Origin of the sequence: Pseudomonas putida (assembly GCF_028682475.1) — a bacterium.
Taxonomy (GTDB): domain Bacteria; phylum Pseudomonadota; class Gammaproteobacteria; order Pseudomonadales; family Pseudomonadaceae; genus Aquipseudomonas; species Aquipseudomonas putida_AG.
This window is the reverse complement of sequence record NZ_JANHLE010000009.1, coordinates 1-25,268: the sequence shown is the minus strand read 5'-3', so window position 1 is coordinate 25,268 and position 25,268 is coordinate 1. Positions and strand designations below refer to the sequence as shown.

Genomic DNA, 25,268 nt, shown 5'->3' with positions numbered 1-25,268 from the left:
GCCTCTTCGTGACTCAAAGCAACCGCATGCTCCTCGGCGTGAACATCGACCACGTGGCGACCCTGCGCCAGGCGCGTGGCACGCGCTACCCCGACCCGGTCAAGGCCGCGCTGGACGCCGAAGAGGCGGGCGCCGACGGCATCACTGTGCACCTGCGCGAAGACCGCCGGCATATCCAGGAGCGCGACGTGCTGGTGCTCAAGGACGTGCTGCAGACGCGCATGAACTTCGAAATGGGCGTGACCGAAGAAATGATGGCCTTCGCCGAGCGTATCCGCCCGGCGCACATCTGCCTGGTCCCGGAAACCCGCCAGGAACTGACCACCGAAGGTGGCCTGGATGTGGCCGGTCAGGAAGCGCGGATCAAGGCGGCGGTCGAGCGCCTGTCGCGCATGGGTTCGGAGGTGTCGCTGTTCATCGATGCCGATGAGCGTCAGATCGAAGCGTCGCGTCGTGTCGGTGCGCCGGCGATTGAACTGCACACCGGTCGCTATGCCGATGCCGAAACGCCAACTGAGGTTGCCGAAGAGCTCAAACGTGTGGCCGACGGCGTGGCTTTTGGCCTGGCCCAGGGGCTGATCGTCAATGCCGGTCATGGCCTGCATTACCACAACGTTGAAGCGGTTGCGGCGATCAAGGGCATCAACGAGCTGAACATTGGTCATGCGCTGGTGGCGCATGCGCTGTTCGTTGGCTTCAAGTCGGCGGTGGCGGAGATGAAAGCGTTGATCATGGCGGCTAGCCGTCATTAAAAACATTGCGGGGCAAGCCCGCTCCCACCGGGGTGGTGCACACTGGTGGGAGCGGGCTTGCCCCGCGATGCGGTCTACGAGCCCCGGAAAACCAGGCTGAATCGAGTCAACCCATTCACCTCGCTGCTCACCTCAACCCGCCCGCCATGCACGTCCATGATCGACTTGACGATCGCCAAGCCCAATCCCGTCCCGCCTTCCAGCCGCGAACGCCCTGATCCGGCCCGATAGAAACGTTCGAACAGGTACGGCAGATGGGCCTGCTCAATGCCCGGCCCCTGATTCTCCACTGACAGGCGGACGTCATCCCCACAGCGCTCGACCGCAATATCAATCGGCAGCCCCTCAGGGCTATGGCGAATGGCATTGCTCAACAGATTCGACAACGCTCGCTGCACCATCAAGCGATCAGCCATGATCGAGCCCCAGCCGTGCAGGCGCAGGCTGATGTTTTTCTGTTCGCTGCTGAACTCGAACAGCTCACTGACGCGCTTGGCTTCATCGGCCAGGCTCACCGGTTTGAGCGGCAACTGGGCATGCGGCTGACTGACCTGGGCGAGAAACAGCATGTCATTGATGATCCGGTTGAGCCGGGTCAGCTCCTCAATGCTGGCTTCCAGCACGTCCTTGTATTGCTCGACGGGACGCTCCCGGCTCAGGGTCACCTGGGCCTTGCCCATCAGGTTGCCGATTGGCGTGCGCAGCTCATGGGCGAGGTCGTCGGAAAACTGCGAGAGTTGCTGCACACCACCATCAAGCCGGTCGAGCATGACATTCACGGCATGGGCCAGCTCTTTCAGCTCCAGGGGCAAGTCCTCCAGCGGCAGGCGCAAGGCCAGTTGCTGGGCGGAAACCTGCCCGGCGATCTGGCTGAACCTGCGCAGTGGCGTCAGGCCGCGTTGTACCAGCTTCCAGGCGCCAAAACCGATCAACAGCACCAACAATGGCAGCGCCAGCAACGTCGAGCGAAGGTAGGCCTGCAGCAGGCTGTGGTCGTCGGCACGGTTAACAGTGAGCAACACGCGAGCAGCGGTGCCGTCCTGCAAACGCATCAGCCGCGAGGCAGTCAGCAGGTGATTGTCATCGCTGTCGCGCCATTGCTGAAAGGCCAGCGTGGGGCCGCCGGGAATCTGCAGCAGGGCCTCGGCGTCGAGTCCCGGCCCGAGGGTCAACAGCGCCGAATGGCGGCCGGTCAGGGCGATCACGCTCAGGCTCAGGTTGTCATGGCCCATCACCACATCCAGAAGCGGGTGTGCGGACGTTTGCAGGTCAGCGGACTTGAGGTCGATGCTCAGGCCGTGTTCGATTTGCGCCATCTTTGCCGTCAGGCTTTTGCGCGCCCGGCTGTCCAGTTCATGGTCCAGGGCCAGTACCGCCAGGCAGGCCATCAGCAAGACCAGCGCTGCACCCATCAGGCTGACGCTCAGGCCCAGGCGCAGGGAAAGCCGCGCCGGTTTCATTCGCGCGCCTCAAGCACATAGCCGACGCCGCGCAGGGTATGGATCAGCTTGTTGTCGAAGGGGTCATCGATCTTGGCGCGCAAGCGGCGGATCGACACTTCCACCACGTTGGTGTCGCAATCGAAGTTCATGTCCCAGACCAGCGAGATGATTTGCGTGCGCGACAGCACTTCGCCGCTCTGGCGCATCAGCAGGTGCAGCAGGGCGAACTCCTTGGCCGTCAGGTCGATACGCTGGCCGCCGCGGTAAGCGCGGTGACGGCCAGGGTCCAGCTCAAGGTCGGCGACTTTCAGGGTGTTCGGTTGCAGGGCCTGGTCGTTACGCCGCAACAGGCTGCGGATACGTGCCAGCAGCTCGGGGAATTCGAAGGGTTTGAGCAGGTAGTCGTCGGCGCCCAGGTCGAGGCCTTTGACGCGGTCCGAGAGCCGCCCGTGAGCGGTGAGCATCATGATCCGGGTGCTGGAGTCGGCGCGCAGGCGCTGCAGCACGGTCCAGCCATCGAGCTCGGGCAGGTTGACGTCGAGAATGATCAGGTCGTAGGCCTGCTGGCGGGCCAGGTGCAGGCCATCGGCACCGCTGTGGGCACAATCGACGATGTAGCCGTTTTCGCTTAGACCCTGCTGCAGGTAATCGGCGGTGCGAAGTTCGTCCTCGATAATCAGTAAGCGCATGAAATGACTCGATGGTGTGAAAAGCGGTGATTCTCAACCCTGAAGTAACTGGAAGGTCAAGGGCTGGAAGGCGTCAAGCGGCGGATACTAAGCCATCTGGTGCAGGGCATTGGCTGGATTACAGATTTGTAATTTTCAAGTCATCTTGGGGATAAACCCCGATTACTACAGTGCGGGCTCCAAAAAAGGCGCAGGAGTCCGCCATGTTTTGCACCCTGGACAGGCCCGGCACAGGCCGTGGCCGCATTCTGCTGACGCTGGTGTTGCTGGCTTTGCCCGGCATGGCACTGGCCCAAGGCCCCGTGCTGACCCTCGACAGCGCCCTGCAAACCGCCCAGGCCAACAACCCTGAGCTGGCGGTCGCGCGTTGGGGCATCGATATCGCCGAAGGTGAACGACGCCAGGCCGGGGTGCTGCCCAACCCCGAATTGAGCTGGGAGGTTGAAGACACCCGCAACGGCTCGCAGACCACCACCGTCAGCGTCAGCCAGATGTTCGAGCTGGGCGGCAAGCGCGGTGCGCGGCTGGGTGTGGCAGGGCGCGACGCGGAACTGGCGGGGCTGGAGCTTGAACGCCAGGGCAATGCCCTGCGTGCCGAAGTGATCGGCGCCTTCGAGGCGGCGGTGCAGGCCCAGGAGGGGCTGCAACTGGCAGAACAGTCGCTGCGCTTGAGTGAGCGGGCCTTGCAAGTGGTGCAGGGGCGGGTCAAGGCCGGCAGCGCCTCGCCAGTAGAGGCGACGCGGGCGCAGGTGCAGCTTTCTGAAGTGCGGCTGGAACTAGGGCGTGCCGAACAGGCGCTGACCGTTGCCTATCAGCAATTGGCGGCCGCGACCGGTGCACCCATGGCCGAGTTCAGCCGGGTCGAAAGTGTTGGCAACCAGGAGCCCGGCGTGCCGAGCCGCACCCAGCTGCTGGAACGCCTGGAGCAAACGCCGGACATGCGTCTGGCGCGCACGCAGATCGACCAGACAGATGCCGCCCTGAACCTTGCGCGCACGCAACGGATTCCCGACCTGACCGTGAGTGTCGGCAGCCAGTACGACGAAGCCGAGCGCGAGCGCGTCAACGTGGTCGGGCTGTCGTTGCCGATACCGCTGTTCGACCGCAACCAGGGCAACATCCTCGCCGCCGCCCGCCGTGCCGATCAGGCCCGCGACCAGCGCAACGGTGCCGAACTGCGGCTGCGTAGCGAAGTGATCCAGGCCCTGGCCCAGTGGAGTACCGCTGCCCAGGAGGTGCAGGACTTCGACCGCGCGATCCTGCCGTCGGCGCAGCAGGCAGTGGATGCCGCCACACGCGGGTTCGAACGCGGCAAGTTCGCTTTCCTCGACGTGCTCGATGCCCAGCGCACTCTGGTTGCCGCACGTCTGCAGTACCTCCAGGCCCAGGCCCAGCGCAGCGAAGCGCGGGTGCGCCTGGAGCGAATTTTTGGCGACCTGAGCCTGGCCAGCCGCTGAGCCCGACCGACTTTCCCTTAAGGAGACTGCATGAACAAGAAGTCCACCACGTTGCTGATCGCAGCCTTGTTGCTGGGTCTGGGGCTGGGCGTGCTGCTGGCGCGCCAGACCGCTCCGCAGCAGCCGCAGGCGGCAACGCCAGCGTCCACCCACGATCATGCTGAAGGTGATCACGATGAGGAAGAACAAGGCGAGCACGGGCATGCCGAGGCTGAATCAGGGCACACGGAGGAAGAGGGTGCGATCACCCTGAGCCAGGAGCAGATTGCGCTGGCCGGGATTGAACTGGCCGCTGTCGCGCCACGCCAATTGCAACGCAGCTTGTCACTGCCGGGTGAGATCCGCTTCGATGAAGACCGCACCGCGCATATGGTGCCGCGAGCTGCTGGAGTGGTCGAGTCGGTCGCAGTGGTACTCGGCCAGCAGGTCAAGGCCGGTGACTTGCTGGCGGTGATCGCCAGCCCGCAGATCTCCGAGCAGCGTAGCGAACTGGCCGCGAGCCAACGGCGCCTGGAGCTGGCGCGCAGCACCTACCAGCGCGAAAAGGACCTCTGGCAGGAAGGTATTTCCGCCGAGCAGGACTACCTGCAAGCCCGCCAGGCCCTGCAAGAGGCTGAGATTGCCCAGGCCAACGCCCGGCAGAAAATCAGCGCCTTGAGCGGCACTACGGTGCTGGCTGGCGGTAACCGTTACGAACTGCGCGCGCCGTTTGCCGGGCAGATCGTCGAGAAGCACCTGGTGCCGGGCGAGGTGGTCAACGAAACCAGTGCCGCCTTCACCCTGTCCGACCTTTCGCGGGTGTGGGCCACTTTTGGTGTGGCGCCGCGCGATCTGGGCAAGGTCCGCGCCGACATGGACGTGACCATTGTCGCCAGCGAGCTGGGCGAGCAGGTGCAAGGGCGCATCAGTCATGTTGGCAGCCTGCTCGGTGAGCAGACTCGCACCGCCAGTGTTCGTGTCACCCTCGACAATCCGCGAGGCGCCTGGCGCCCGGGTCTGTTCGTGGCCGTGCAGGTGCCGAACGAGACCATTGCCGCCAGCCTCGCCGTACCCGACCAGGCGATCCAGAGCCTCGAAGAAAAGCCCACCGTGTTCGTGCGCACCGCCGAGGGCTTCGTCGCCCAGGCGGTGGAGCTCGGCGCCAGTGCCAATGGCTATGTCGAAATCCGCAAGGGCCTGCAAGCCGGTCAGCAGGTGGCGGCGTTGGGCAGCTTCGTTCTCAAGTCGGAGCTGGGCAAGGCCAGCGCCGAGCACGCCCACTGACCCGCGCGAGTACCTCTCATGTTCGAACGCCTTATTCAATTTGCCATCGAGCAGCGCCTGATGGTGCTGCTGGCGGTGCTGCTGATGGCCGGGCTCGGTGTCGCCAGCTACCAGAAGCTGCCGATCGATGCGGTCCCGGACATTACCAACGTCCAGGTTCAGATCAACACCCAGGCGGCGGGTTTCTCGCCGCTGGAAACCGAACAGCGCATCACCTTTGCCATCGAGACGGCCATGGCCGGCTTGCCGGGCCTTGAGCAGACCCGTTCGCTGTCGCGTTCGGGCCTGTCCCAGGTGACGGTGATCTTCGAGGAAGGCACCGACCTGTTCTTCGCCCGGCAACTGGTCAACGAGCGCCTGCAACAGGCGCGCGGGCAACTGCCCGAAGGTGTCGAGGCAGCGATGGGGCCGATCTCCACCGGCCTCGGCGAGATTTTCCTGTGGACAGTGGAAGCCGCCGAGGATGCACGCAAGGAGGACGGCAGCCCGTACACGCCCACCGACCTGCGCGAGATCCAGGACTGGATCATCAAACCGCAACTGCGCAACGTGCGCGGGGTCGCCGAGATCAACACCATCGGCGGCTTCGCCAAGGAATATCAGATTGCCCCTGATCCCAAACGCCTGGCGTCCTACAAGCTGACCCTGGCCGATTTGCTCACCGCCCTGGAGCGCAACAATGCCAACGTCGGTGCCGGTTATATCGAACGCCGCGGCGAGCAGTTGCTGATCCGCGCACCGGGGCAACTGGCCGGGATCGAGGATATTGCCAACATCGTCCTGACCACCATCGACGGCACGCCTATCCGCGTACGCAATGTCGCTGAAGTCGGCATCGGCAAAGAGCTGCGCAGTGGCGCGGCGACTGAGAACGGCCGCGAAGTGGTACTCGGCACGGTGTTCATGCTGATCGGCGAGAACAGCCGCACGGTGTCCCAGGCGGTGGCGCAGAAACTGGTTGAAATCAACCGCTCACTGCCTGCCGGGGTCAGTGCGGTGACGGTCTATGACCGCACCAATCTGGTCGACAAAGCCATTGCCACGGTGAAGAAGAACCTGATCGAAGGTGCGATCCTGGTGATCGTGATTCTGTTCCTGTTCCTCGGCAACATCCGTGCTGCGTTGATCACCGCGATGATCATTCCGCTGTCGATGCTGTTCACCTTCACCGGCATGTTCAGCAACAAGGTCAGCGCCAACCTGATGAGCCTCGGCGCGCTGGACTTCGGCATCATCGTCGATGGCGCAGTGGTGATCGTCGAAAACGCGATCCGCCGTCTGGCCCATGCCCAGCAGCATCATGGTCGCTTGCTGACCCGCTCCGAACGCTTCCATGAAGTCTTCAATGCCGCACGCGAGGCGCGCCGGCCGCTGATCTATGGGCAACTGATCATCATGGTGGTTTACTTGCCGATCTTTGCCCTGAGCGGCGTCGAGGGCAAGATGTTCCACCCGATGGCGTTCACCGTGGTGATTGCCCTGCTCGGTGCCATGTTGCTGTCGGTGACCTTCGTCCCCGCGGCGATTGCCCTGTTCGTCACCGGCAAGGTCAAGGAAGACGAGAACCTGTTGATGCGCAGCGCCAAGCGTGGCTATGCACCGCTGTTGCAGTGGGTGATGGGCCATCGTTCGCTGGCGTTCAGCCTGGCTGCGGTGATGGTGCTGTTGTCGGGGGTGTTGGCCAGTCGCATGGGCAGCGAGTTCGTGCCGAGCTTGAGCGAAGGTGATTTCGCCCTGCAGGCGTTGCGCGTGCCGGGCACCAGCCTGAGCCAGTCGGTGGCCATGCAGCAGCAACTGGAGCAGAGTGTGTTGAGCCAGGTGCCCGAGGTCGAGCGGGTGTTCGCACGCACCGGCACCGCCGAGATTGCTTCGGACCCGATGCCGCCGAACATTTCCGACAGTTACGTCATGCTCAAACCGCAAGACCAGTGGCCGGATCCGGGCAAGTCGCGCGAGCAGCTGATCGCCGATATCCAGCGCGCCAGTGCGCGGGTACCGGGCAGCAACTATGAGCTGTCACAACCGATCCAGTTGCGCTTCAACGAGCTGATTTCCGGGGTGCGCAGTGATGTCGCGGTGAAGGTCTTCGGCGACGATATGGAGCAGCTCAACCGCACTGCCGGGCAGATCGCCGCGGCGCTGCAGGCGGTGCCGGGGGCGTCGGAAGTCAAGGTCGAGCAGACCTCGGGATTGCCGGTGCTGACCATCGACGTCGATCGCGACAAGGCAGCGCGCTATGGACTCAATGTCGGTGATGTGCAGGACACCATCGCCGTGGCGGTTGGCGGACGTCAGGCCGGCACCCTGTACCAGGGCGACCGCCGCTTCGACATGGTGGTGCGCCTGTCTGACAACCTGCGCACCGACATCGACGGCCTGTCGCAGTTGTTGATCCCGGTGCCGGCAGGTACTGCCGGCAACGGCCAGATCGGCTTTATCACCCTGGCCGATGTCGCCAGTCTGCAACTGGTCCAGGGCCCCAACCAGATCAGCCGTGAAGACGGCAAGCGCCTGGTGGTGGTCAGTGCCAACGTGCGGGGGCGTGATATCGGCTCCTTTGTCGAAGAGGCCGGTGAGCGTATCGACGGCCAGGTCAACATTCCGGCGGGCTACTGGATTCGCTGGGGCGGGCAGTTCGAGCAGTTGCAGTCGGCGGCACAGCGTCTGCAGGTGGTGGTACCGGTGGCCTTGCTGCTGGTGTTCGGCTTGCTGTTCATGATGTTCAACAACCTCAAGGACGGCTTGCTGGTGTTCACCGGTATTCCCTTTGCCCTGACCGGGGGCGTGGTGGCGCTGTGGCTACGGGATATTCCGCTGTCGATTTCGGCCGGGGTCGGGTTCATTGCCTTGTCGGGTGTGGCGGTGCTCAACGGCCTGGTGATGATTGCCTTTATCCGCGGTTTGCGCGAGCAAGGGCGGACACTGCGCCAGGCTATCGATGAAGGCGCGCTGACCCGTCTGCGGCCTGTGCTGATGACCGCGCTGGTCGCCTCGCTGGGCTTTATCCCCATGGCCCTGGCCACTGGCACGGGCGCCGAGGTGCAGCGACCGCTGGCGACCGTGGTGATCGGCGGGATTCTCTCGTCCACCGCGTTGACCTTGCTGGTGCTGCCGGCGTTGTACTACCGGGCTCACCGCAAGGATGAAGAAGAGGACGCCAGTGAAGTGACAAAACTGTAATTTCACACTCATCTTCGAGTTATTCAGCCCTTGTCAGGATAACCACGGCGGCCGCATCAGCGGCCGTCGTGCGTATTACGGCGAATAATCAGGAGTTGAGATGGGGAATAAAACCACAACCTGTATCACCGGCGTCCTGGCCCTGGCCGGTTGCTCAGTCAGCAGTGCAGCGGTCGAGTCCGGGGGCTTTGTCGAAGACAGCAGCCTCACCGTGCTCAGCCGTAATTTCTATTTCAATCGCGACTATCGCAAGGGCGGCGAGTCACCCACCGGCAAGGCCGGTTATGCCGAGGCCTGGGCGCAGGCGTTTATCGCCCGGTTCCAGTCGGGCTACACCGAGGGCACCGTCGGCTTTGGCCTCGACGCCTATGCCATGCTCGCGCTCAAGCTCGACAGTGGCGATGGCCGCAGTGGCGGGCGCAGCTCGTTCGATATGTTGCCAGTCGACAGCAACGGCGACACTGCAAGCAATTTCAGCAAGCTGGGCGGTGCGCTCAAGGCGCGCCTGTTCGACACTGAAATCAAAGTGGGCGATGTGTTCCCGACCACGCCGGTGGTGCATTTTGGCGACTCGCGCTTGCTACCGGAAAGCTTCACCGGCTGGACCCTGGAAAACACCACGCTGGAGGGGCTGACTGTGCAGGGCGGACGCCTGCATGCCATGAGCCAGCCGCTTTCAAGCAACACCCGTGACGGCTTCGAGACCTTTTACGCAGGTCCCGTTGACTCGCCCTGGCTGGGCTATTTCGGCGGCGATTTCCAGGCCACGGACAACCTCAGCCTGAGTCTCTACAGCAGTCGCCTGAAGGATGCCTGGGACCAGTACTACGCTGGCGTCAGCTATCAGTACCCGATCACCGAGCAGCTCAGCGTGTTCAGCGGTTTCAATTACTACAAGGCCAAGGATCAGGGCCAGCAATTGCTCGGCAGCTTCGATAACGATATCTGGAGTGCACGGGTCGGCTTCAGCTATGGCGCCCATACCCTGGCGTTGTCCCATCAGCGAAACCAGGGCGACAACGACTTCGACTACTTGCGCCAGGCCGATTCGATCTACCTGGACAACTCGATCCAGTACAGCGACTTCAACTCCCCCAAAGAGCGCTCGTGGATGCTGCGCTACGACCTCGACATGGCCAGCTACGGGGTACCCGGCCTGACCTTCATGACCCGCTACGGGCGTGGCAGTGACGCGGATTACTCCGAGGCCAACGCGGTGTACATGCGCCGTGACGCCGAGGGTAACCCGCTGACTGATCAGAAGCGCTGGGAGCGCGATATCGAAGCGAAGTATGTGGTGCAGTCGGGCACCTTCAAAGACCTGTCACTGCGCATGCGTCAGGCGACTACGCGAGCCACGGCGTTTGAGTCGGACCTGGACGAAGTGCGCCTGATTGTCGAGTACCCGCTGACTCTGTTGTAGGGCGTTTCTTGCAACACTGTAATGTCCTGCTCACCTTGTCGTTAGCTTGCCCTTCGTAAGATTGAAGCGTACCGACATTCAATCACGAGGTGAGCAACATGAGCCTGATCAAGTATGCATTGATGGGCGTTCTGGCCCTTGGCAGTGGTGCCGCGCTGGCCGAAGGCGGCGCGGAACGTTCGAAACAGTTCTGGGAGAAGTTTCGCCTGAGCCAGGAGCAGATCCACGGCAAGCAGGATCAGGCGGTTGCCAGCTCCGAGGCGCAGAAGCGCGCCAACGCTCAGCAGCAAGTGGTCAAAGAGTAGCTCCATTCACCTTTGTGACTCCCCGCTCCTTTGGAAAAGGTGAATTTTTGGCGCCCACACGGGCGCCTTTTTTATGCGCGCATCATCCAACTGGATGACAGCCTGGAGGACTTACTCCACCTCTTCTCATTGAGTTTTCTGTAGTGGACCAAGCCATCGAGATGGCTGTGCCAACGCTGTCTGGAACGTAGTGTCGAGCAGTACACCCGATCACCTGATCCAGGTGGGCTAAAGACGTTTCAGGAACAATGAGGAGGTCATCATGACCGTGGCTATGACAGAGAACGCATCTCTTGTCGGAATGGATGCACAGCAAAAAGCTGAACGGGTACCCGAGCAGTACTTCGAGGCCATCACCGGCAGTGCGTCCAGTCTGGACCCTGCTTTGATTTTTACCCAGGACAACCTCCTGGCGATCAAACGTTATGCCAGCGTGGTGCGCAGGCTGCCCCCGGACCGGGAGAGTCTGCAGCGATCCATGAACTTCGTATTGCTGGAGATCGACCCTGAGGCGATCCACCAGTTCTACGAGGATCTGCGCAGGCATGTTGCAGGCTGGAATGTACTGGAGCAGGAGACCAAGACCCTCGGCACCCAGCTTGACAACTTCGCCACGAACTTCACGTCGGATGGGCAAGCGCTACTCAGTGCGATCCGCGACTCGGAGGCCATTCGCAGTGCAGGCCTCTTGCGTGAGCTGGACGAGCAGCTTTTGGATCATTTGCAGGCACAACGCCTGGAGCCGATGGAGCGTGCCCAGGTCATATCTTCGATTGAGGATTATCTGGCGGTGATAACGGAAGACGTCAGCCTGGCGATCGAGCGCATCACCGCAGTCGAGGCCCGGGCCAACAGGTTCGCCCGCGACGTCGTGGACATTCTGCGACCCAAGGCCGAGGGGCTTCTGCGAGGATTCAAAGGTAAAGCCGACGCGGAGAAACTCGATGAGATGAACCAGCAGCTGCTTCGATTGGACCAGCTGATTACCGAGAAGACTGAGGCGTACAAGTCACTGGTCGGCTACACCCTCGCCGGGCTTTTGTTTGGACCTGTCGGTGTGGCGATCACCGGCGGGATTTACGGTTCTCAGGCTGAATCGGTCAGGAAGGAGAAGAATCAGTACATCGAGCAACGAAAGGGATTGGCTGAAGCCGTTGAGGAGCTGGAGCCCGAGATCGGCAGGTTTCAGCTCACTATGACGCTACTGCGAGATCTGGAACTGCGTCTGGTAGAGGTCGAGACGGCGGCGAAAAATCTGGAGGATGTGTGGAACACGCTCAGCGTGTACGCCGAGGAGTCGCATCTTGACCTTAAGCGCATCGATACGGACATCAGCCTGGCGCGATTCGCCATGCGCTTTGAGCGGGTGATTCGTCCCTGGAAGTCGATTCGTAGCAAATCCCACCAACTTTCTGAAGTGTTCAACGAAGTAGTCGACCGTTATGTTGAGGAGAACTGACATGGACCGTCAAACCAGCCTGGAAGCTGTAGTTCCCGATGTAAACGCCATGCGAACGCTGCAGGAGAATATCTTTCGCCTGCTCGGCAGCGATACCAACTCGCTTCTGCCATCAGTGCGGGAGAAGCTCAGTGATCTGTTGGCCTTGATTCGGGATACCGACGCGCTGTTATCCGATCATGTGCTGCGGGGGCTGATCATGCTCAACAACCAGCCGTGGCAGGAACTCCTGCGGGTGGGGGACAGTGCATCCGGGCAGCGAAGCGAGATGGAGAAGGAGATGGAGGAGGATCTGCTGCGTGCCTATAGCCGTCTGGACACCCTTTGCCAGAGTATTGATAGCAAGCTTGGCAGGTTGACTGCGTTCAGGCTACCGGATGTAGGGACGCGTGCTGGCATGCTGGCCAAGGACCGCGATGAACAGAAGATCCGTGTTGAGCGCCAGGCCCAGGTAGTGCGTCAACTGGAGCAACGCAAAAAGGACCTGGATGAGCTCCTTGGACTTTTCCAGGCCCCTGGCATCATAGACGTGATCAAGGGGCTGATTCCTCGGGAGGAAGAGCTGGATGTGTTGTTCAAGCAGATACAAAACCCCTCGCTCGATCTCGACCTGTTCAAGCAGGGCGTGAAGAAGTTCAACGCCAATCTGGATATCATCGGCGAAGGCCGCAAGTTCAGCGACTTGCTCAAGGCCCGGGATGCGCTGGCCTTGAAAATCAAGGAGCAGCAAGCCGCGCTGTCCAGTCAGCGGCAAGTTCTGGAGACGATCGAACGAGAGGTCTCTGAGCTTCCGGGCATTACCAAGGTGATGGATTGGCGGGATCAATGGCTGATCGAAGGGCGCAAACTCCATCAGGGCTGGCAGCAGCGCCTGAACATCGTGAAAAGCGCCACTGAGCTGCGCTCATTGAGCGCGGCGCTGGATGTGCTGCGGGGTTATCTTGCACAGGTGCGCAGAGTTTATGAGAAACCTCGAGGCTGAGTGACCTTCCCCAACCGGACTGGCTAGTTCCTGGCCAGTCCGGTCGCTGCTGCTTCAGCCTTACTTGCGTGCCACCAGTACCGCCCGGCGTGGCGCAGGCAAACCTTCGATGGTACGGCGGTGGTCGGCGGGGTCGAGGAAGTCGCTGAGCGACTGGTAGCGCATCCACTCGGTGCTGCGTTGCTCCTCGATGCTGGTGACGCTGACATCGACGCAGCGCACATCACTGAAACCGGCGCGGCGCAGCCAGCGCTCCAGGGCCGGCACCGAAGGCAGGAACCAGACATTGCGCATCTGCGCGTAGCGGTCTTCGGGCACCAGTACCTGATGCTCGTCACCCTCGACCACCAACGTTTCCAGCACCAGTTCGCCGCCTTTTACCAGGCAGTCCTTGAGCGCCAGCAGGTGCTCGATGGGCGAGCGGCGGTGGTAGAACACACCCATGGAAAACACCGTGTCGAAGCCTTCGAGATTGGCCGGCAGGTCTTCCAGGGCGAAGGGCAGGTGCCAGGCAGGCAGTTCTGGCAAGTAGCGCTGAACCGCCTGGAACTGGCAGAAGAACAGCCAGTTGGGATCGACGCCGATCACGCTGTCGGCACCGGCACCGAGCATGCGCCACTGGTAGTAACCGTTGCCGCAGCCGACATCGAGAATGCGCTTGCCCTTGAGGTTCAGGTGCGGGGCGACCCGCGACCATTTCCAGTCCGAACGCCACTCGGTATCGACATGCACACCGAACAGGTCGAACGGGCCTTTGCGCCAGGGCGACAAGCCCATCAGCGCCTGGCGCATGCGTTCGCGGGTGTCCGCGTCGCAGTCGCAATCCAGGTTCAGGCCGTTGAGCAGATCGACGTGGCTCGGCACCAGCGGCGGTAGCGCGTCCAGGGCATTCTGCCAGCGCTCCAGGTCGCCGTGACCTTTCTCCATCTTGGCGTCGAGTTGCGCCTGCAGGCCTTGTGACCATTGCGCCAGGGGGGTGCCCGCCAGGCGGCGGACCAGAGGGGAAAGATCAATCATGGCAGGGCAATCAACGAGGCAAAGTTAAGGCATTGGAACCAGGGCACGACCTTGGAGAAACCGGCTGCCAGCAGGCGCTCGCGATGTTCTTCAAGGCTGTCGGGCTTCATCACGTTCTCGATGGCACTGCGCTTCTGGGCAATTTCCAGTTCGCTGTAGCCATTGGCGCGCTTGAAGGCGACATGCAGGTCAGTGAGTAACGCGTGTTCATCCGGGTCGTTGAAGCGCAGCTTCTCCGAGAGGATCAGCGCGCCGCCCGGCAGCAGCGCCTGGCGAATACGCGTAAGCAGTTCCAGGCGTTGCTCGGGGGCGATGAACTGCAGAGTGAAGTTCATCGCCACCACCGAGGCTGGCTGGAACTCCAGCGCGAGGATATCGTCCTCGATCACCTCGACCGGCAGCAATTCCTGGAACATCGAGTCCTGGGCATTGAGGTATTGCCGGCAGCGCTCGACCATGGCCGCCGAATTGTCGATGGCAATCACCCGGCAACCGTCGCTGCGCACGTGACGGCGCAGCGCCTGGGTCACCGCGCCCAGCGAGCTGCCCAGGTCATACAGGGCTGTATTTGGCTGGGCGAACTGGGCAGCGAGCACGCCGAGGTTTTCGACAATGGTCGGGTAACCGGGCACCGAGCGCTTGATCATGTCCGGGAACACCCGCACCACGTCTTCGTTGAAGGCGAAGTCGGGCACCTGGCCAAGGGGCTGGGCGAATAGGCGGTCGGGTTCTTTGCTCACGGGGGCAATCCAGGCGTTGGGCGGTAAAAGGCGGGCATTTTAGCCAAACTGGCCGGCAGATGCATGGCCTGGCTGACCAGCGCCGTCACTTCACCGTGATTGCGCAGTCGAAGGTCTGCACCGGACGCACTTCCGGCGCCCAGGGCTGTTGGTAAACCAGCAACAAATTTCCCTCACCGGCGGCCTGGGCCTGGAAGCGCCAGGTCGATTGCCCCGCACTGCCGACCATCCCGGCATCTTCTGGATGGCTGTAGACCTCAGGGCCGAGGCTGCGCAGGATGGCTGCGGCGGGGTTCTGCACCAGCCAACGATAGCCGGTGCTGGGGTTGCTGGGCAGGCTCAAGGTGAGCGTTTGGTCCATCTCCAGGTGGACAGGGCACTGGCTTACCCTTTCCAGCACCACGTTGTCGTGTTTGCCCGGCGTTTGTGAACAGGCTGCCAGGAGGGGCAGGCCAAGGATCAGCAATTTGCACTTATTCTTCATTGATAATCCATTCATTCTGACTGGCTTTGGCTTTCAGGAAAGCCTGCCCTCTGCTGGGCAGTACCCAGCCGTAATAGTTTGAAAGTCCCAGGCCGGATTGGCCTATCAACAGGGACATGATCATGAGCAGTACACTCAAGAATTTTGACACATTGCAGAAAGAGGCTGAACTCCTGCCCGGGAACCTTATCCAGGCCATGGCAGAGCGCGATGGGCCCGAGGAAGGGGGGCTGACCCTGACCAGGGAGCACATTGTCACCCTCAACCAGTATGCAAATCATGTCTTCAGCCTTCCAGTTGCCCAAGATGCGCTGATTCGCTGGTTGGGCTATTCCACCATCACCGAGCCGGCGCTAATGCCGAACAGCTTAGGCGACCTGCACAAACAGTTGCAGAAACACGGACGCAGCTGGACGACACTTGCCGACAACAGCAAGAAACTCGGCTTCGAGTTGGCTGCCAGTGCCAATGGCATCAATACCACAGGTGACGAGGTATTGGTGCTTCTCGAAAAAAGCAGCGCTCTGGGTAAGAGAAGGGAGGCGTGGGACACCCTGCGTTTCGACACACCGATCAGTCTTGGTGCGGAAGACAAACGTCGGGTCCTGGACTTGGTTGACTGTATGGAGGTCCTGCGCGAAGACGTGGAGCTTTTCGCTCGACGTGTGAGTGCGGTACGCGAGGAAACCGAGCAGTTTCGAGATCACGCGCGTGAAAAGCTGCTGCCCTTGGTGGCAACAAAAACCGAAGCGATCAAGCGTCAAAAGGCGAGTGGGGCGGTACAGCACCTACGTGAAGATTTGGCCGAGCTTGATAAAGAAATCAAACGCCTTGAAGCCGAATATGACCAGTATGTCAAAGCAGCGCTAAGCGGTTTGGCGGCAGGGGCGCTGGGCGTGGTTATCACCGGCTCCATCTATGGCAGCAAGGCGGAGAAAGTACGCAAAGAGCGCAACAAGCGTCAGAAGCAGCGTGGTGAAGTGAGCCAGAAGCTGAAAGTCGCCATGCGGCTGGAAGGGCTCGTGGAGGAGTTGGCTACCCAGATGGGGCAGATGGATACCCGACTGAGGGATGTAGTCACCGCGTCCTCCCATCTGCAATCTGCCTGGCAGCTCATTGGTGTTTACATCGATGCATCGATTGAACACCTCAACCGTATTGAATCCGATCAGGCACTTTTTAAGTTTGCGACGTTTTTTAAGCGTTTCATTGGGCAATGGAAAGATATCGAGCGTTTTGCCCAGCATATGAATCGTGTATTTGACGACGCCGCAGCTGCTAAATAAGGAGACTTCTTCATGAATGACAATGTTATTGCGCTTCACGCTGCTCTGCAAACCCCTGATATGGCTAAAGTACTGGCAGCAGCTTCTGCTTATTCAGGGTTCTGGGAGCGGCGTACGTTCGATTTTCTGCCGCTGTTGCATACCTCGGTCGAACGACACTACAAGGGTTTTCTAACGTATGTCGAAGAGTTGGCTAAAAACGCTGAAGTTCTCGCTGTAGGTATAAAGTCGGAAAATATTGAAGTTTTGCTTAAGGATCTTCAAGCGAGTGGGGGAGCGCCAGATGAAGAGGAGTTTCTCCTGGAAGAAATCCAGCGTTCGGCGGGCAATATTCGCAAAAAAGTTGATGTCCTGCTGGTGGGGGTGAAATCCGCCACTCAGTCGATTGCCAGCCTTCCGGTTTATGACCCGAATCGTGACCGTAGGAACTACCTGGAAGCCCAACAGCAGTTGGACAGCAACTTGCAAACGCTGACCACTAGGCTGACCGGCAAACGCAACGAGCTTGCAGAGCTGGAGAAAGCACTCCAAGTCTTTGAGGCTAATGGAATAGAAAAGCAGTTTGAGGGCAAGCTGCCAACGGTTGAGCAGGTCCAGGCGATGGTCGCCACGGGGGCCACTACCGCCGGCGCTGCCTTGGCAATCGAACAGGCAATGGAGGCACTGAACAAGCTGATGGGCGGTATCCAGGAAGGGATGCGTTACTCGCAACTCCAAAGCCAGCGCCGTGCACTGCGGGACCAAGTGAATGAAATGGTCGCTGAGCAGCGTGATCGGGAGCAACGCGCGAATCAGCTGCAAGGCTATCTAAAGGCACTTTCGGAGTACGCGCCACTGATTGAAAAGCGCCTGGAGTGGCTGGCTGAAAAAAATCAGATCCGCGTGAAACTGGAAACGGTACGTAATCAGTTAAGCAGTCTGAAGTTGCAAGGCATCGAGAGCGCTCAGTTGTTGAATAAACTGCTGGTGGCACTGATCGCCTATGTGCGCCATGTGGTCGATGAGTACAAGAAAGCATTCTAACCACGTTGGGTGTCAGGTCGCGGCTTGACACCCTGTGGGGTGCCAGGAATACGGAATGTATTGTGGGGGTAAAGGAATGAATGCGAGAGGGGATTTAGATTGGCAAGAGCAGGCCTTGCGCCTGCCTGGAAACTTGCTGAACGTAATGGAGGCAGAACTGGATACCGGTGCGCTGACCTTGTCACAAGCGCATGTTCGAAACCTCGACGAGTATGCAAAGTATGTGAGGGGGTTACCGAACTCACCGGCGGATTTGACCCAGTGGCTAGGCGGGGTCCCGATAAATCAGGGCGATGCCGAACTTGATCGTAACAGTATGATGAGCTTTTTCTTTCAACTGAAGGAACACGCCAATCGTTGGGAAGTGTTGTTCGGTAAAAATTTGCAGTTGACAGCTGCATTGGCAGCAGTCGCCAGCAAAATCAATACTACCGGATCCACTATGCTTGAAGCGTGTGAACAAACCAAGGCGTTAGGTAAACGACGTGAGGCATGGGACGCCCTGCAGGGCGGCGAATTAGTCCAGCTCAGTCCAACAGACAGGCAGATTGTTTCAACCCTGCCCAAGCATGTGAATACGCTGAAGGGAAAACTGACGGAGTACTCCGGACAAGTCGGTCTTGTGCGCGTTGAAGTCCAGCGGTTTCGCGATGAAGCCCGGATGCAGCTGATTCCTGCGGCTGCAAGAAAGGTAAAGGGTGTCGAGAAGTACAAAAAACCAACGACCAGGGATTTTAGTCCAGCCACTATGGCGCTGGTTAACTTGCAACTGCGTATCCGGGAACTGTCAGAGCGACTTCAGAAAATGGAGTCGCTGCTAAGGGAAGTGCTGACCGCTTCTTCACATTTTCATTCAGCCTGGCAAAGCCTCACCGCCTACATCGATGCGTCGGCTGAACAGCTTCAGCAAATCACCACGGGCCAGCAACTGGCCCGATTCGCAATCTATTTTGGCAGGTTTCTGGGGCAGTGGAGCACCATCGAGCAAAGCGCCCGGGAGATGAAGCGCAAGCTCACCCGCCTTCACGCGTGAGCCCCATGGCGCCACTTAGAAACCGCTGACAGCACTGATGCGGGGCTTCCATGCCCACATTCAGGCTCGAGGAGACCTCAACTGAATAATACTTTTGCTACATCACTGAAGCGTTTGGCGAAATGTACGCTCAGGCCTTCCTTGAGGTAGTCGGGCAGCTCTTCGAAGTCGCCGCGGTTGGCTTCCGGCAGGATCAGTTCAAAGATCTTCTGCCGCCGCGCGGCAATGACCTTCTCACGGACGCCGCCAATCGGCAGGACCTGCCCGGTCAGGGTCAGTTCGCCGGTCATCGCCACACCTTTCTTCGGTGCCTGGTCGCGGGCCAGGGACAGCAGGGCACTGGCCATGGTCACCCCGGCGCTGGGGCCGTCCTTGGGTGTGGCGCCTTCGGGCACATGCAGGTGGATGAAGGCTTCATTGAAGTACGAGGGTTCACCGCCGTACTTGGTCAGGTTGGCGCTGACATAGCTGTAGGCGATTTCCGCCGACTCCTTCATGACATCCCCCAGCTGGCCGGTCAGCTTGAAGCCGCGGTTGAGGGTGTGGATGCGCGTGGCTTCAATCGGCAGGGTGGCGCCGCCCATGCTGGTCCAGGCTAGGCCGGTGATCACGCCTTTGCCCGACAGTACCTGCTCGCTGCGAAACACCGGCATGCCCAGCGACGCTTCAAGGTCTTTGCTGGCGATCTTGATCTTCGCGTCGGGGTTTTCCAGCAATTGCATCACCGCCTTGCGCACCAGTTTGCCCAGCTGTTTTTCCAGCTGACGCACACCGGCCTCACGCGCATAGCCCTCGATGACCGTGCGCAGAGCGCTGTCGGTAATGCTCAGACTGGACTTGGCGACACCGGCCTTTTCCAGCTGTTTGGGCCACAGGTGGCGCTTGGCGATCGCCAGCTTTTCTTCGGTGATATAGCCGGACAGGCGAATCACCTCCATGCGGTCGAGCAACGGCCCGGGGATCGAGTCGAGGGTGTTGGCGGTGCACACGAACAGCACCTTGGACAGGTCCAGGCGCAGGTCCAGGTAATGGTCGAGGAAGTCGACGTTCTGCTCGGGATCGAGGGTTTCCAGCAGTGCCGAGGCGGGATCGCCCTGGTAGCTCTGGCCCATCTTGTCGATCTCATCGAGCATGATCACCGGGTTCATCACCTCGACGTCTTTGAGCGCCTGCACCAGCTTGCCCGGCTGGGCGCCGATGTAGGTTCGCCGGTGGCCCTTGATCTCGGCCTCGTCGCGCATGCCGCCGACACTGAAACGGTAGAACGGTCGGCCCAGGGACTGGGCGATGGACTTGCCGATGCTGGTCTTGCCGACACCGGGCGGGCCCACCAGCAGGACGATGGAACCGCTGATTTCACCTTTCCAGGCACCGATGGCAAGAAATTCGAGAATCCGGTCCTTGATGTCATCCAGCCCGGCATGGTGCTGATCGAGGATCTTGCGCGCGTGCTTGAGGTCGAGCTTGTCTTTGCCGTACACGCCCCACGGCAGGGCGGTGGCCCAGTCCAGGTAGTTGCGGGTGACGGCGTACTCCGGCGAGCCGGTTTCCAGGATCGACAGCTTGCCCATTTCTTCGTCGATGCGTTTTTTCGTCGCTGCCGGCAAGGTCTTGCCCTGCAAGCGCTGTTCGAACTGCTCAAGATCGGCGCTGCGGTCGTCTTTGGTCAGACCCAGTTCCTGCTGGATGACCTTGAGCTGCTCCTTGAGGAAGAACTCGCGCTGATGCTCGCCGATCTGCCGGTTTACCTCGGCAGAAATTTCGTTCTGCAGGTGTGCGACTTCGACCTCTTTGCGCAGCATCGGCAGGACTTTTTCCATGCGCTTGAGCATCGGCACGCAATCGAGCACTTCCTGCAGCTGGTTGCCGGTGGCCGAGGTCAGCGCCGCGGCAAAGTCGGTCAGCGGCGACGGATCGTTGGGGCTGAAGCGGTTGAGGTAGTTCTTCAGCTCTTCGCTGTACAGCGGGTTGAGCGGCAGCAGCTCCTTGATCGCGTTGATCAGGGCCATGCCGTAGGCCTTGACCTCGTCGGTCGGCTCGCTCGGCTGATGCGGGTATTCGACTTCGACCAGGTAGGGCGGGCGATGGTGTTTGAGCCAGGTGCGGATGCGGACCCGGGTCAGGCCCTGGGCGACGAACTGCAGCTTGCCGTTCTCGCGGCTGGCGTGGTGAACCTTGACCAGGGTGCCGTACAGCGGCAGCGCCGAGGTGTCGAAATGGCGATGATCTTCCGGCGGGGTGTCCATGAAGAACAGTGCCAGGGAGTGATGTGGGGTTTTCGCGACCAGGTCCAGGGTTTCCGCCCAGGGTTCTTCGTTGACGATGACCGGCAGTACTTGGGCCGGGAAGAACGGGCGATTGTGGATCGGGATCACATAGACCCGCTCCGGCAGTTGCTGGCCGGGCAGGGCGAGGTGGTGGCCGGTGTGTCGGGAGGCTTCAGGATGCTCGACTTCGGCGTGTTCCTCGGGATGTTCGGGTAGATCCTGCTGATCACTCATGGGGCACCTGCGTAAATGACTATGGTGCTTACATGGGGCGGGTTGGCGGTGGTTTCAATGGCCTGGGCTGATCGCGGGGCAAGCCCGCTCCTACAGTACCGTGTAGGAGCGGGCTTGCCCCGCGATGATGTTATTCAGCCAATTTGTAAGCGATTACGTAATCGCCCATCTTGGTTCCCAGCGAACCATGCCCACCTGCGGTCACCAGGACGTATTGCTTGCCGTCCTTGCCGGTGTAGGTCATCGGCGTAGCCTGACCGCCTGCTGGCAGGCGCGCTTTCCACAGCTCCTTGCCAGTGTTGGTGTTGTAGGCACGCAGGTACTGGTCGAGGGTACCGCTGAGGAAGCCCAGGCCGCCGGCAGTGACGATCGAGCCGCCCATGCTTGGCACGCCAATCGGCAGGCCGATCGGGATCGGCGAACTGTCGCGGCTGGTACCGTTCTTGTGCTTCCACACCACCTGGTTGGTGGTCAGGTCGATACCGGCCACGTAGCCCCAGGCCGGCGCCTGGCAAGGTACGCCCAGCGGCGACATGAACGGGTGCATGATCACCGCGTACGGGGCGCCGGTGTTCGGCTGTACGCCACTGGTTTCGCTCTCGCGCTTGCTGCCGGCGGCGACTTGCTCACGCGGCACCATCTTCGAGACGAAGGCCATGTAGTTCGGCGAGGTGAACAGCAACTGGCGGACCGGGTCGACCGAAACGCTGCCCCAGTTGAACACACCCACGTTACCCGGGTACACCAGGCTGCCCTGCAGCGACGGCGGGGTGTACTGGCCTTCGTAGCGCAATTCGCGGAACTGGATGCGGCAGAGCATCTGGTCGAACGGGCTAGCGCCCCACATGGCTTGTTCGGTCAGGTCCGGGCCCAGCAGGTTTAGGTCGGAACGGGCCTGGGTCGGGGCGGTATGGTCGCCTTCGACAGCACCTTGCGGGGCCGGAATTTCGCGGATCGGCACGATCGGGGTGCCGTCACGACGGTCCAGCACATACAGGCTGCCCTGTTTGGTCGGGGCGATCAGTGCAGGTTTGACGCCATCGGCGGTCTTCAGGTCCAGCAGGGTTGGCTGGCTGCCGACGTCCATGTCCCACAGGTCGTGGTGGGTGAACTGGTAGTTCCAGCGCACCTTGCCGTTGGCCAGGTCGAGGGCGACGATACCGGCGCTGAATTTTTCCGCGCCCGGGGTGCGGTCGGCGCCCCACTGGTCAGGGGTCTGGTTGCCCAGCGGCAGGAAGACCATGCCGAGCTTCTCGTCGACACTGGCCAGCGACCACATGTTTGCCGAGTTGCGGCTGTAGGTCTTGCCTGGCGCCAATGGCGCGGTGTCGTCCGGGTTGTTGCTGTCCCAGTTCCACACCAGGCGGCCATCGTGAACGTCGTAGGCGCGAATCACCCCCGACGGCTCGTTGGTCGACTCGTTGTCAGTCACATGACCGCCGATGATCACCAGTTCACGGGTGATCGCCGCAGGCGAGGTGGAGTAGTAACCGCCTGCGGTGAACGGGCCGATGCCGGTGGTCAGGTCGATGACCCCCTGGTTAGCGAAACCTTCGCAGACTTTACCGGTGTCGGCGTTCAGGGCGATCAGGCGGGCGTCGGCGGTGGGCAGGTAGAGGCGCCGCGGACAGGCGCGGGCCACCACTTGACCGGCGTCGGAGATCTTCGGCGCCGGGCTGCCGTCAACACTGAGGTAGCTGTTTTCGTCGTAATACGAAACACCGCGGCAGGTCATGTGGGCGAAGCCCTTGAAGCCCACCGGGCTTTTGATCTGCGGGTCGAAGCGCCAGATTTCGGCACCGGTGTCCGGGTCCAGGGCCAGCACTTTGCTGTGGGCGGTGCAGGCATAGAGCATGCCGTTGACCTTGAGCGGGGTGTTCTGGTTGGTCAGTTCCACTGGATCGTTGTCGGTTGGCAGGTCGCCGGTACGGATCCGCCAGGCTTCCTGCAGTTTGTGCACGTTGTCCGGGGTGATCTGGCGCAGCGGCGAATAGCGGTCGCCGAACTCGGTGCGGCCGTAAGCCTGCCATTCGCCATCGGGCATCTGTGGCGCGGTGCTGCCCAGGCCAGCGCTGTCGCGGCCCAGTTTGCCCTTGATTTCACCCGGATGGGTGAATTGGCTGGCCACGGCGGTGGCGCCGGACAGGACCACGGCCAGGCTCAGCAGCGCCGGATTGATCTTCGACGGATTGCCGAGCAGCGGGCGGCGTGCCCATGGCAGCAGCAGGACCACGCCCAGGGCGAACCACAGGGCCAGACGCGGCACCAGTTGCCACCAGTCCAGGCCCACTTCCCACAGTGCCCATAGCGTGCTGCCCAGCAGCACCAGGCCGTACAGGCCGAGAGCGTGGCGGCGCAGGGCCAGCAGGAGGATACCGGACAGGGCGAAACCGATCCCGGCGATCAGGTAATACAGCGAGCCGCCGAGCTGGCTCAGTTTGATGCCGCCCGCCAGCAGGGCCAGGCCCATCAGCAGCAACAGCACGCCGATCAGGCGCGGCAGCCAGCGGGTTCTACTCAGGGCACCTTCTGTGCTCATCGTGTGTTCTCCGTTAAGTGAAAAGGGCGATTAAAAACTGCTCTGGATCTTGATCCCGCCGATCAGCGCGTCGTCGACCTGGCTCACGCCACCGGGGTGGCGGATGTACTGCAGGTTCGGGCGCACGGTCAGCCAGTCGGCCAGGTGAATGCCGTAGTACAGCTCCGCGCTGTATTCGGTGTCCTGGATCGGACGGAACAGGGGATCGTTGTAGTCGCTGACGCCGTTGGCCTCGTTGAGCGCCTTGGCGTTCTTGCGGTAGGCAGGGTTGACGTGCACGCGGGCCAGGGCGAAACCGATATCGTCCTTGGCGCGGGCATCGAAGGGCCCCTTGTACACCACACCTGCCGAAATATAGTTGTCGATGGCATTGGTCTTCTTGTCGTGCAACGTGGCGTTGGCGAACACGCTCAGGCCACGGGAGTGGTCGGAAGCCTGCGACGTCAACTGTTGCTGGGCACCGAGCCAGAAGCCGTGCTTGCTCGAACTGCTGCGATAAGCCTGGCCGCTCAGTGCTGCCGGTTGGTCATTGCTGTCCTTGTAGACATCAGTTGCCTTGGCATTACTGTAGTAGTAACCGGCGCGATATTCCCCTGGCAGGCCATTGACCGCCGGGCTCCAGACCAGCTCGACCGGGATCACCGCGCCCTGGGTGCCGCTGCCGCTGAGCTTGAAGCCGTTGTCACGGTCCAGGTTCGAAGGGTTTTGCTCATAGGCGCCGATCTGCGCGTAGAGCTCCGGCGTGAGGTTGTATTTGACCCGCAGGGCCCACTGGCTGACTGGCCAGTTGTACCAGATGTCGCCGGCCCAGTTGCCCACCTGCGAGCCGCAGAAGGCCAGGTTCTGGAAGTCGCAGGGGAAGCTGTTGAAGTCTTCACCCTGACCGAAGCGGCCGAATTTCACATCCAGCGCGCCGTCGAAGTACTTTTGCTTGATCCACATCTGGGTCAGCCGCCAGGTCTGGCCACGCCCCCAGACTTCCTGGGCCGAGGTGAAGCCGCCGACCCGTGGGTCGTTGATGCGGTCGTTGCTGATGTTGTCGCCGTGGCGTTGGGTCACGGTCAACTGCAACTCGGCATCGTGCCAGCCGAGGATTTTCTGCAGGTCCAGGTGCGTGCCGAGGGCGAACTGGCCGCTGTAGCGCGCAGTCTGGTCGTCGTCGTAACCGCCGTGCAGGTTGGCGCCCATCTCGCCGGTGTAACCAAGGGTGAAGTCGTAGCCGCGTTCAGCCAGCGCCGTGCGGGTGCCGCCCCAATCGCCGAGCATCCATGGTGAGTCGCTGGCGAACATCGCGGCGGCCTGGGCGCTGGGGGCGAGGCTGGCGATGGCCAGACCGGAAATCAGCGTCCGGGTGGCGGGGGAAAGGCGGAAACGATGAATCAGAGGCATGAGATAGCGCTATCTTTTGATTGTTGAAAAAACGGCAAGTGCGCCGGGTCCGGGGGATCGTCGGCGATAAGGCTACAGAGGGGATTGACTGAAGCGGTTCAGCTTGCGGCGGAGAGGATATAGCTGAACTTGTAAGAAAAAAAGTCAATTCAACAAGAGGGTGCGTTGCTGGATTGGTAATAGTCCATGTGGGAGCCGGCCTTGCCGGCGATGGTATCAGCGCGATGTCAGCTCATCGGCGGTGCCTGTATCGCTGGCAAGGCCAGCTTGTATGGTAAGACTCGAAGGGGTGGTGGGACGACAA

General features: G+C 61.2%; 19 protein-coding genes. 11 read left to right on the top strand and 8 right to left on the bottom strand.

Annotated elements, in window-relative coordinates; all coding sequences use genetic code 11:
• Positions 1-26: 26 nt before the first annotated feature.
• A complete protein-coding gene (pdxJ, locus tag NPS47_RS09950; protein WP_232239771.1) occupies positions 27-752 on the top strand; it encodes a pyridoxine 5'-phosphate synthase in 726 nt (241 codons plus the stop codon).
• A 74-nt stretch (positions 753-826) separates the two neighbouring features.
• Here pdxJ and NPS47_RS09945 read toward each other — a convergent pair whose 3' ends face one another.
• Positions 827-2,212: a heavy metal sensor histidine kinase gene (locus NPS47_RS09945; protein WP_274294822.1), complete on the bottom strand. Its 1,386-nt coding sequence runs from the start codon at positions 2,210-2,212 to the stop codon at positions 827-829.
• A complete protein-coding gene (locus NPS47_RS09940) occupies positions 2,209-2,883 on the bottom strand; it encodes a heavy metal response regulator transcription factor (RefSeq protein WP_107024573.1) in 675 nt (224 codons plus the stop codon). The genes NPS47_RS09945 and NPS47_RS09940 overlap by 4 nt, the downstream gene beginning before the upstream one ends.
• 203 nt (positions 2,884-3,086) lie before the next feature.
• Here NPS47_RS09940 and NPS47_RS09935 point away from each other — a divergent pair, with 203 nt between their 5' ends.
• From NPS47_RS09935 to NPS47_RS09905, 7 genes are all read left to right on the top strand, one after another.
• Positions 3,087-4,340, top strand: a complete 1,254-nt coding sequence (locus NPS47_RS09935; RefSeq protein WP_274294821.1) for a TolC family protein — start codon at positions 3,087-3,089, stop codon at positions 4,338-4,340.
• Between the two features lie 30 nt (positions 4,341-4,370).
• Positions 4,371-5,603 (top strand): efflux RND transporter periplasmic adaptor subunit, encoded by a 1,233-nt coding sequence (locus tag NPS47_RS09930; protein WP_274294820.1) that lies wholly within the window; start codon positions 4,371-4,373, stop codon positions 5,601-5,603.
• An 18-nt stretch (positions 5,604-5,621) separates the two neighbouring features.
• Positions 5,622-8,783, top strand: coding sequence for a CusA/CzcA family heavy metal efflux RND transporter (locus NPS47_RS09925; protein ID WP_274294819.1), 3,162 nt, complete (start codon positions 5,622-5,624; stop codon positions 8,781-8,783).
• 100 nt (positions 8,784-8,883) lie between these two features.
• The gene (locus NPS47_RS09920) at positions 8,884-10,206 is read left to right on the top strand and encodes an OprD family porin (protein ID WP_274294818.1); all 1,323 of its coding nucleotides are present in this window, start codon (positions 8,884-8,886) and stop codon (positions 10,204-10,206) included.
• 98 nt (positions 10,207-10,304) lie between these two features.
• The gene (locus tag NPS47_RS09915; protein ID WP_274294817.1) at positions 10,305-10,511 is read left to right on the top strand and encodes a hypothetical protein; all 207 of its coding nucleotides are present in this window, start codon (positions 10,305-10,307) and stop codon (positions 10,509-10,511) included.
• 262 nt (positions 10,512-10,773) lie between these two features.
• Positions 10,774-11,970: an alpha-xenorhabdolysin family binary toxin subunit A gene (locus tag NPS47_RS09910; protein ID WP_274294816.1), complete on the top strand. Its 1,197-nt coding sequence runs from the start codon at positions 10,774-10,776 to the stop codon at positions 11,968-11,970.
• A 1-nt stretch (position 11,971) separates the two neighbouring features.
• Positions 11,972-12,952: an alpha-xenorhabdolysin family binary toxin subunit B gene (locus NPS47_RS09905; protein ID WP_274294815.1), complete on the top strand. Its 981-nt coding sequence runs from the start codon at positions 11,972-11,974 to the stop codon at positions 12,950-12,952.
• 60 nt (positions 12,953-13,012) lie between these two features.
• Here NPS47_RS09905 and cmoB read toward each other — a convergent pair whose 3' ends face one another.
• From cmoB to NPS47_RS09890, 3 genes are all read right to left on the bottom strand, one after another.
• A complete protein-coding gene (gene cmoB, locus NPS47_RS09900) occupies positions 13,013-13,969 on the bottom strand; it encodes a tRNA 5-methoxyuridine(34)/uridine 5-oxyacetic acid(34) synthase CmoB (RefSeq protein WP_274294814.1) in 957 nt (318 codons plus the stop codon).
• Positions 13,966-14,709: a carboxy-S-adenosyl-L-methionine synthase CmoA gene (cmoA, locus tag NPS47_RS09895; RefSeq protein ID WP_274294813.1), complete on the bottom strand. Its 744-nt coding sequence runs from the start codon at positions 14,707-14,709 to the stop codon at positions 13,966-13,968. Before cmoA ends, cmoB begins: the two co-directional genes overlap by 4 nt.
• An 85-nt stretch (positions 14,710-14,794) precedes the next feature.
• A complete protein-coding gene (locus tag NPS47_RS09890; protein WP_274294812.1) occupies positions 14,795-15,193 on the bottom strand; it encodes a protease inhibitor I42 family protein in 399 nt (132 codons plus the stop codon).
• 122 nt (positions 15,194-15,315) lie between these two features.
• Here NPS47_RS09890 and NPS47_RS09885 point away from each other — a divergent pair, with 122 nt between their 5' ends.
• The 3 genes from NPS47_RS09885 to NPS47_RS09875 all read left to right on the top strand — a co-directional run bounded on the left by NPS47_RS09885 (position 15,316) and on the right by NPS47_RS09875 (position 18,535).
• Positions 15,316-16,479 (top strand): alpha-xenorhabdolysin family binary toxin subunit A, encoded by a 1,164-nt coding sequence (locus NPS47_RS09885; RefSeq protein ID WP_274294811.1) that lies wholly within the window; start codon positions 15,316-15,318, stop codon positions 16,477-16,479.
• 12 nt (positions 16,480-16,491) lie between these two features.
• Complete coding sequence (locus NPS47_RS09880; protein ID WP_274294810.1) at positions 16,492-17,502, top strand: alpha-xenorhabdolysin family binary toxin subunit B; 1,011 nt, start codon at positions 16,492-16,494, stop codon at positions 17,500-17,502.
• Between the two features lie 115 nt (positions 17,503-17,617).
• Positions 17,618-18,535: a hypothetical protein gene (locus tag NPS47_RS09875; protein WP_274294809.1), complete on the top strand. Its 918-nt coding sequence runs from the start codon at positions 17,618-17,620 to the stop codon at positions 18,533-18,535.
• A 77-nt stretch (positions 18,536-18,612) separates the two neighbouring features.
• Here the strand turns inward: NPS47_RS09875 and lon are convergent, their stop codons facing one another.
• The 3 genes from lon to NPS47_RS09860 all read right to left on the bottom strand — a co-directional run bounded on the left by lon (position 18,613) and on the right by NPS47_RS09860 (position 24,964).
• Positions 18,613-21,036 carry an endopeptidase La gene (gene lon / locus NPS47_RS09870; protein WP_274294808.1) on the bottom strand — a complete coding sequence of 808 codons (2,424 nt, stop codon included), beginning with the start codon at positions 21,034-21,036 and terminating at the stop codon, positions 18,613-18,615.
• Positions 21,037-21,166: 130 nt separating this feature from the next.
• The gene (locus NPS47_RS09865; RefSeq protein ID WP_274294807.1) at positions 21,167-23,575 is read right to left on the bottom strand and encodes a glucose/quinate/shikimate family membrane-bound PQQ-dependent dehydrogenase; all 2,409 of its coding nucleotides are present in this window, start codon (positions 23,573-23,575) and stop codon (positions 21,167-21,169) included.
• A gap of 30 nt (positions 23,576-23,605) precedes the next feature.
• Positions 23,606-24,964 carry a carbohydrate porin gene (locus NPS47_RS09860; RefSeq protein WP_274294806.1) on the bottom strand — a complete coding sequence of 453 codons (1,359 nt, stop codon included), beginning with the start codon at positions 24,962-24,964 and terminating at the stop codon, positions 23,606-23,608.
• Positions 24,965-25,268 lie beyond the last annotated feature (304 nt).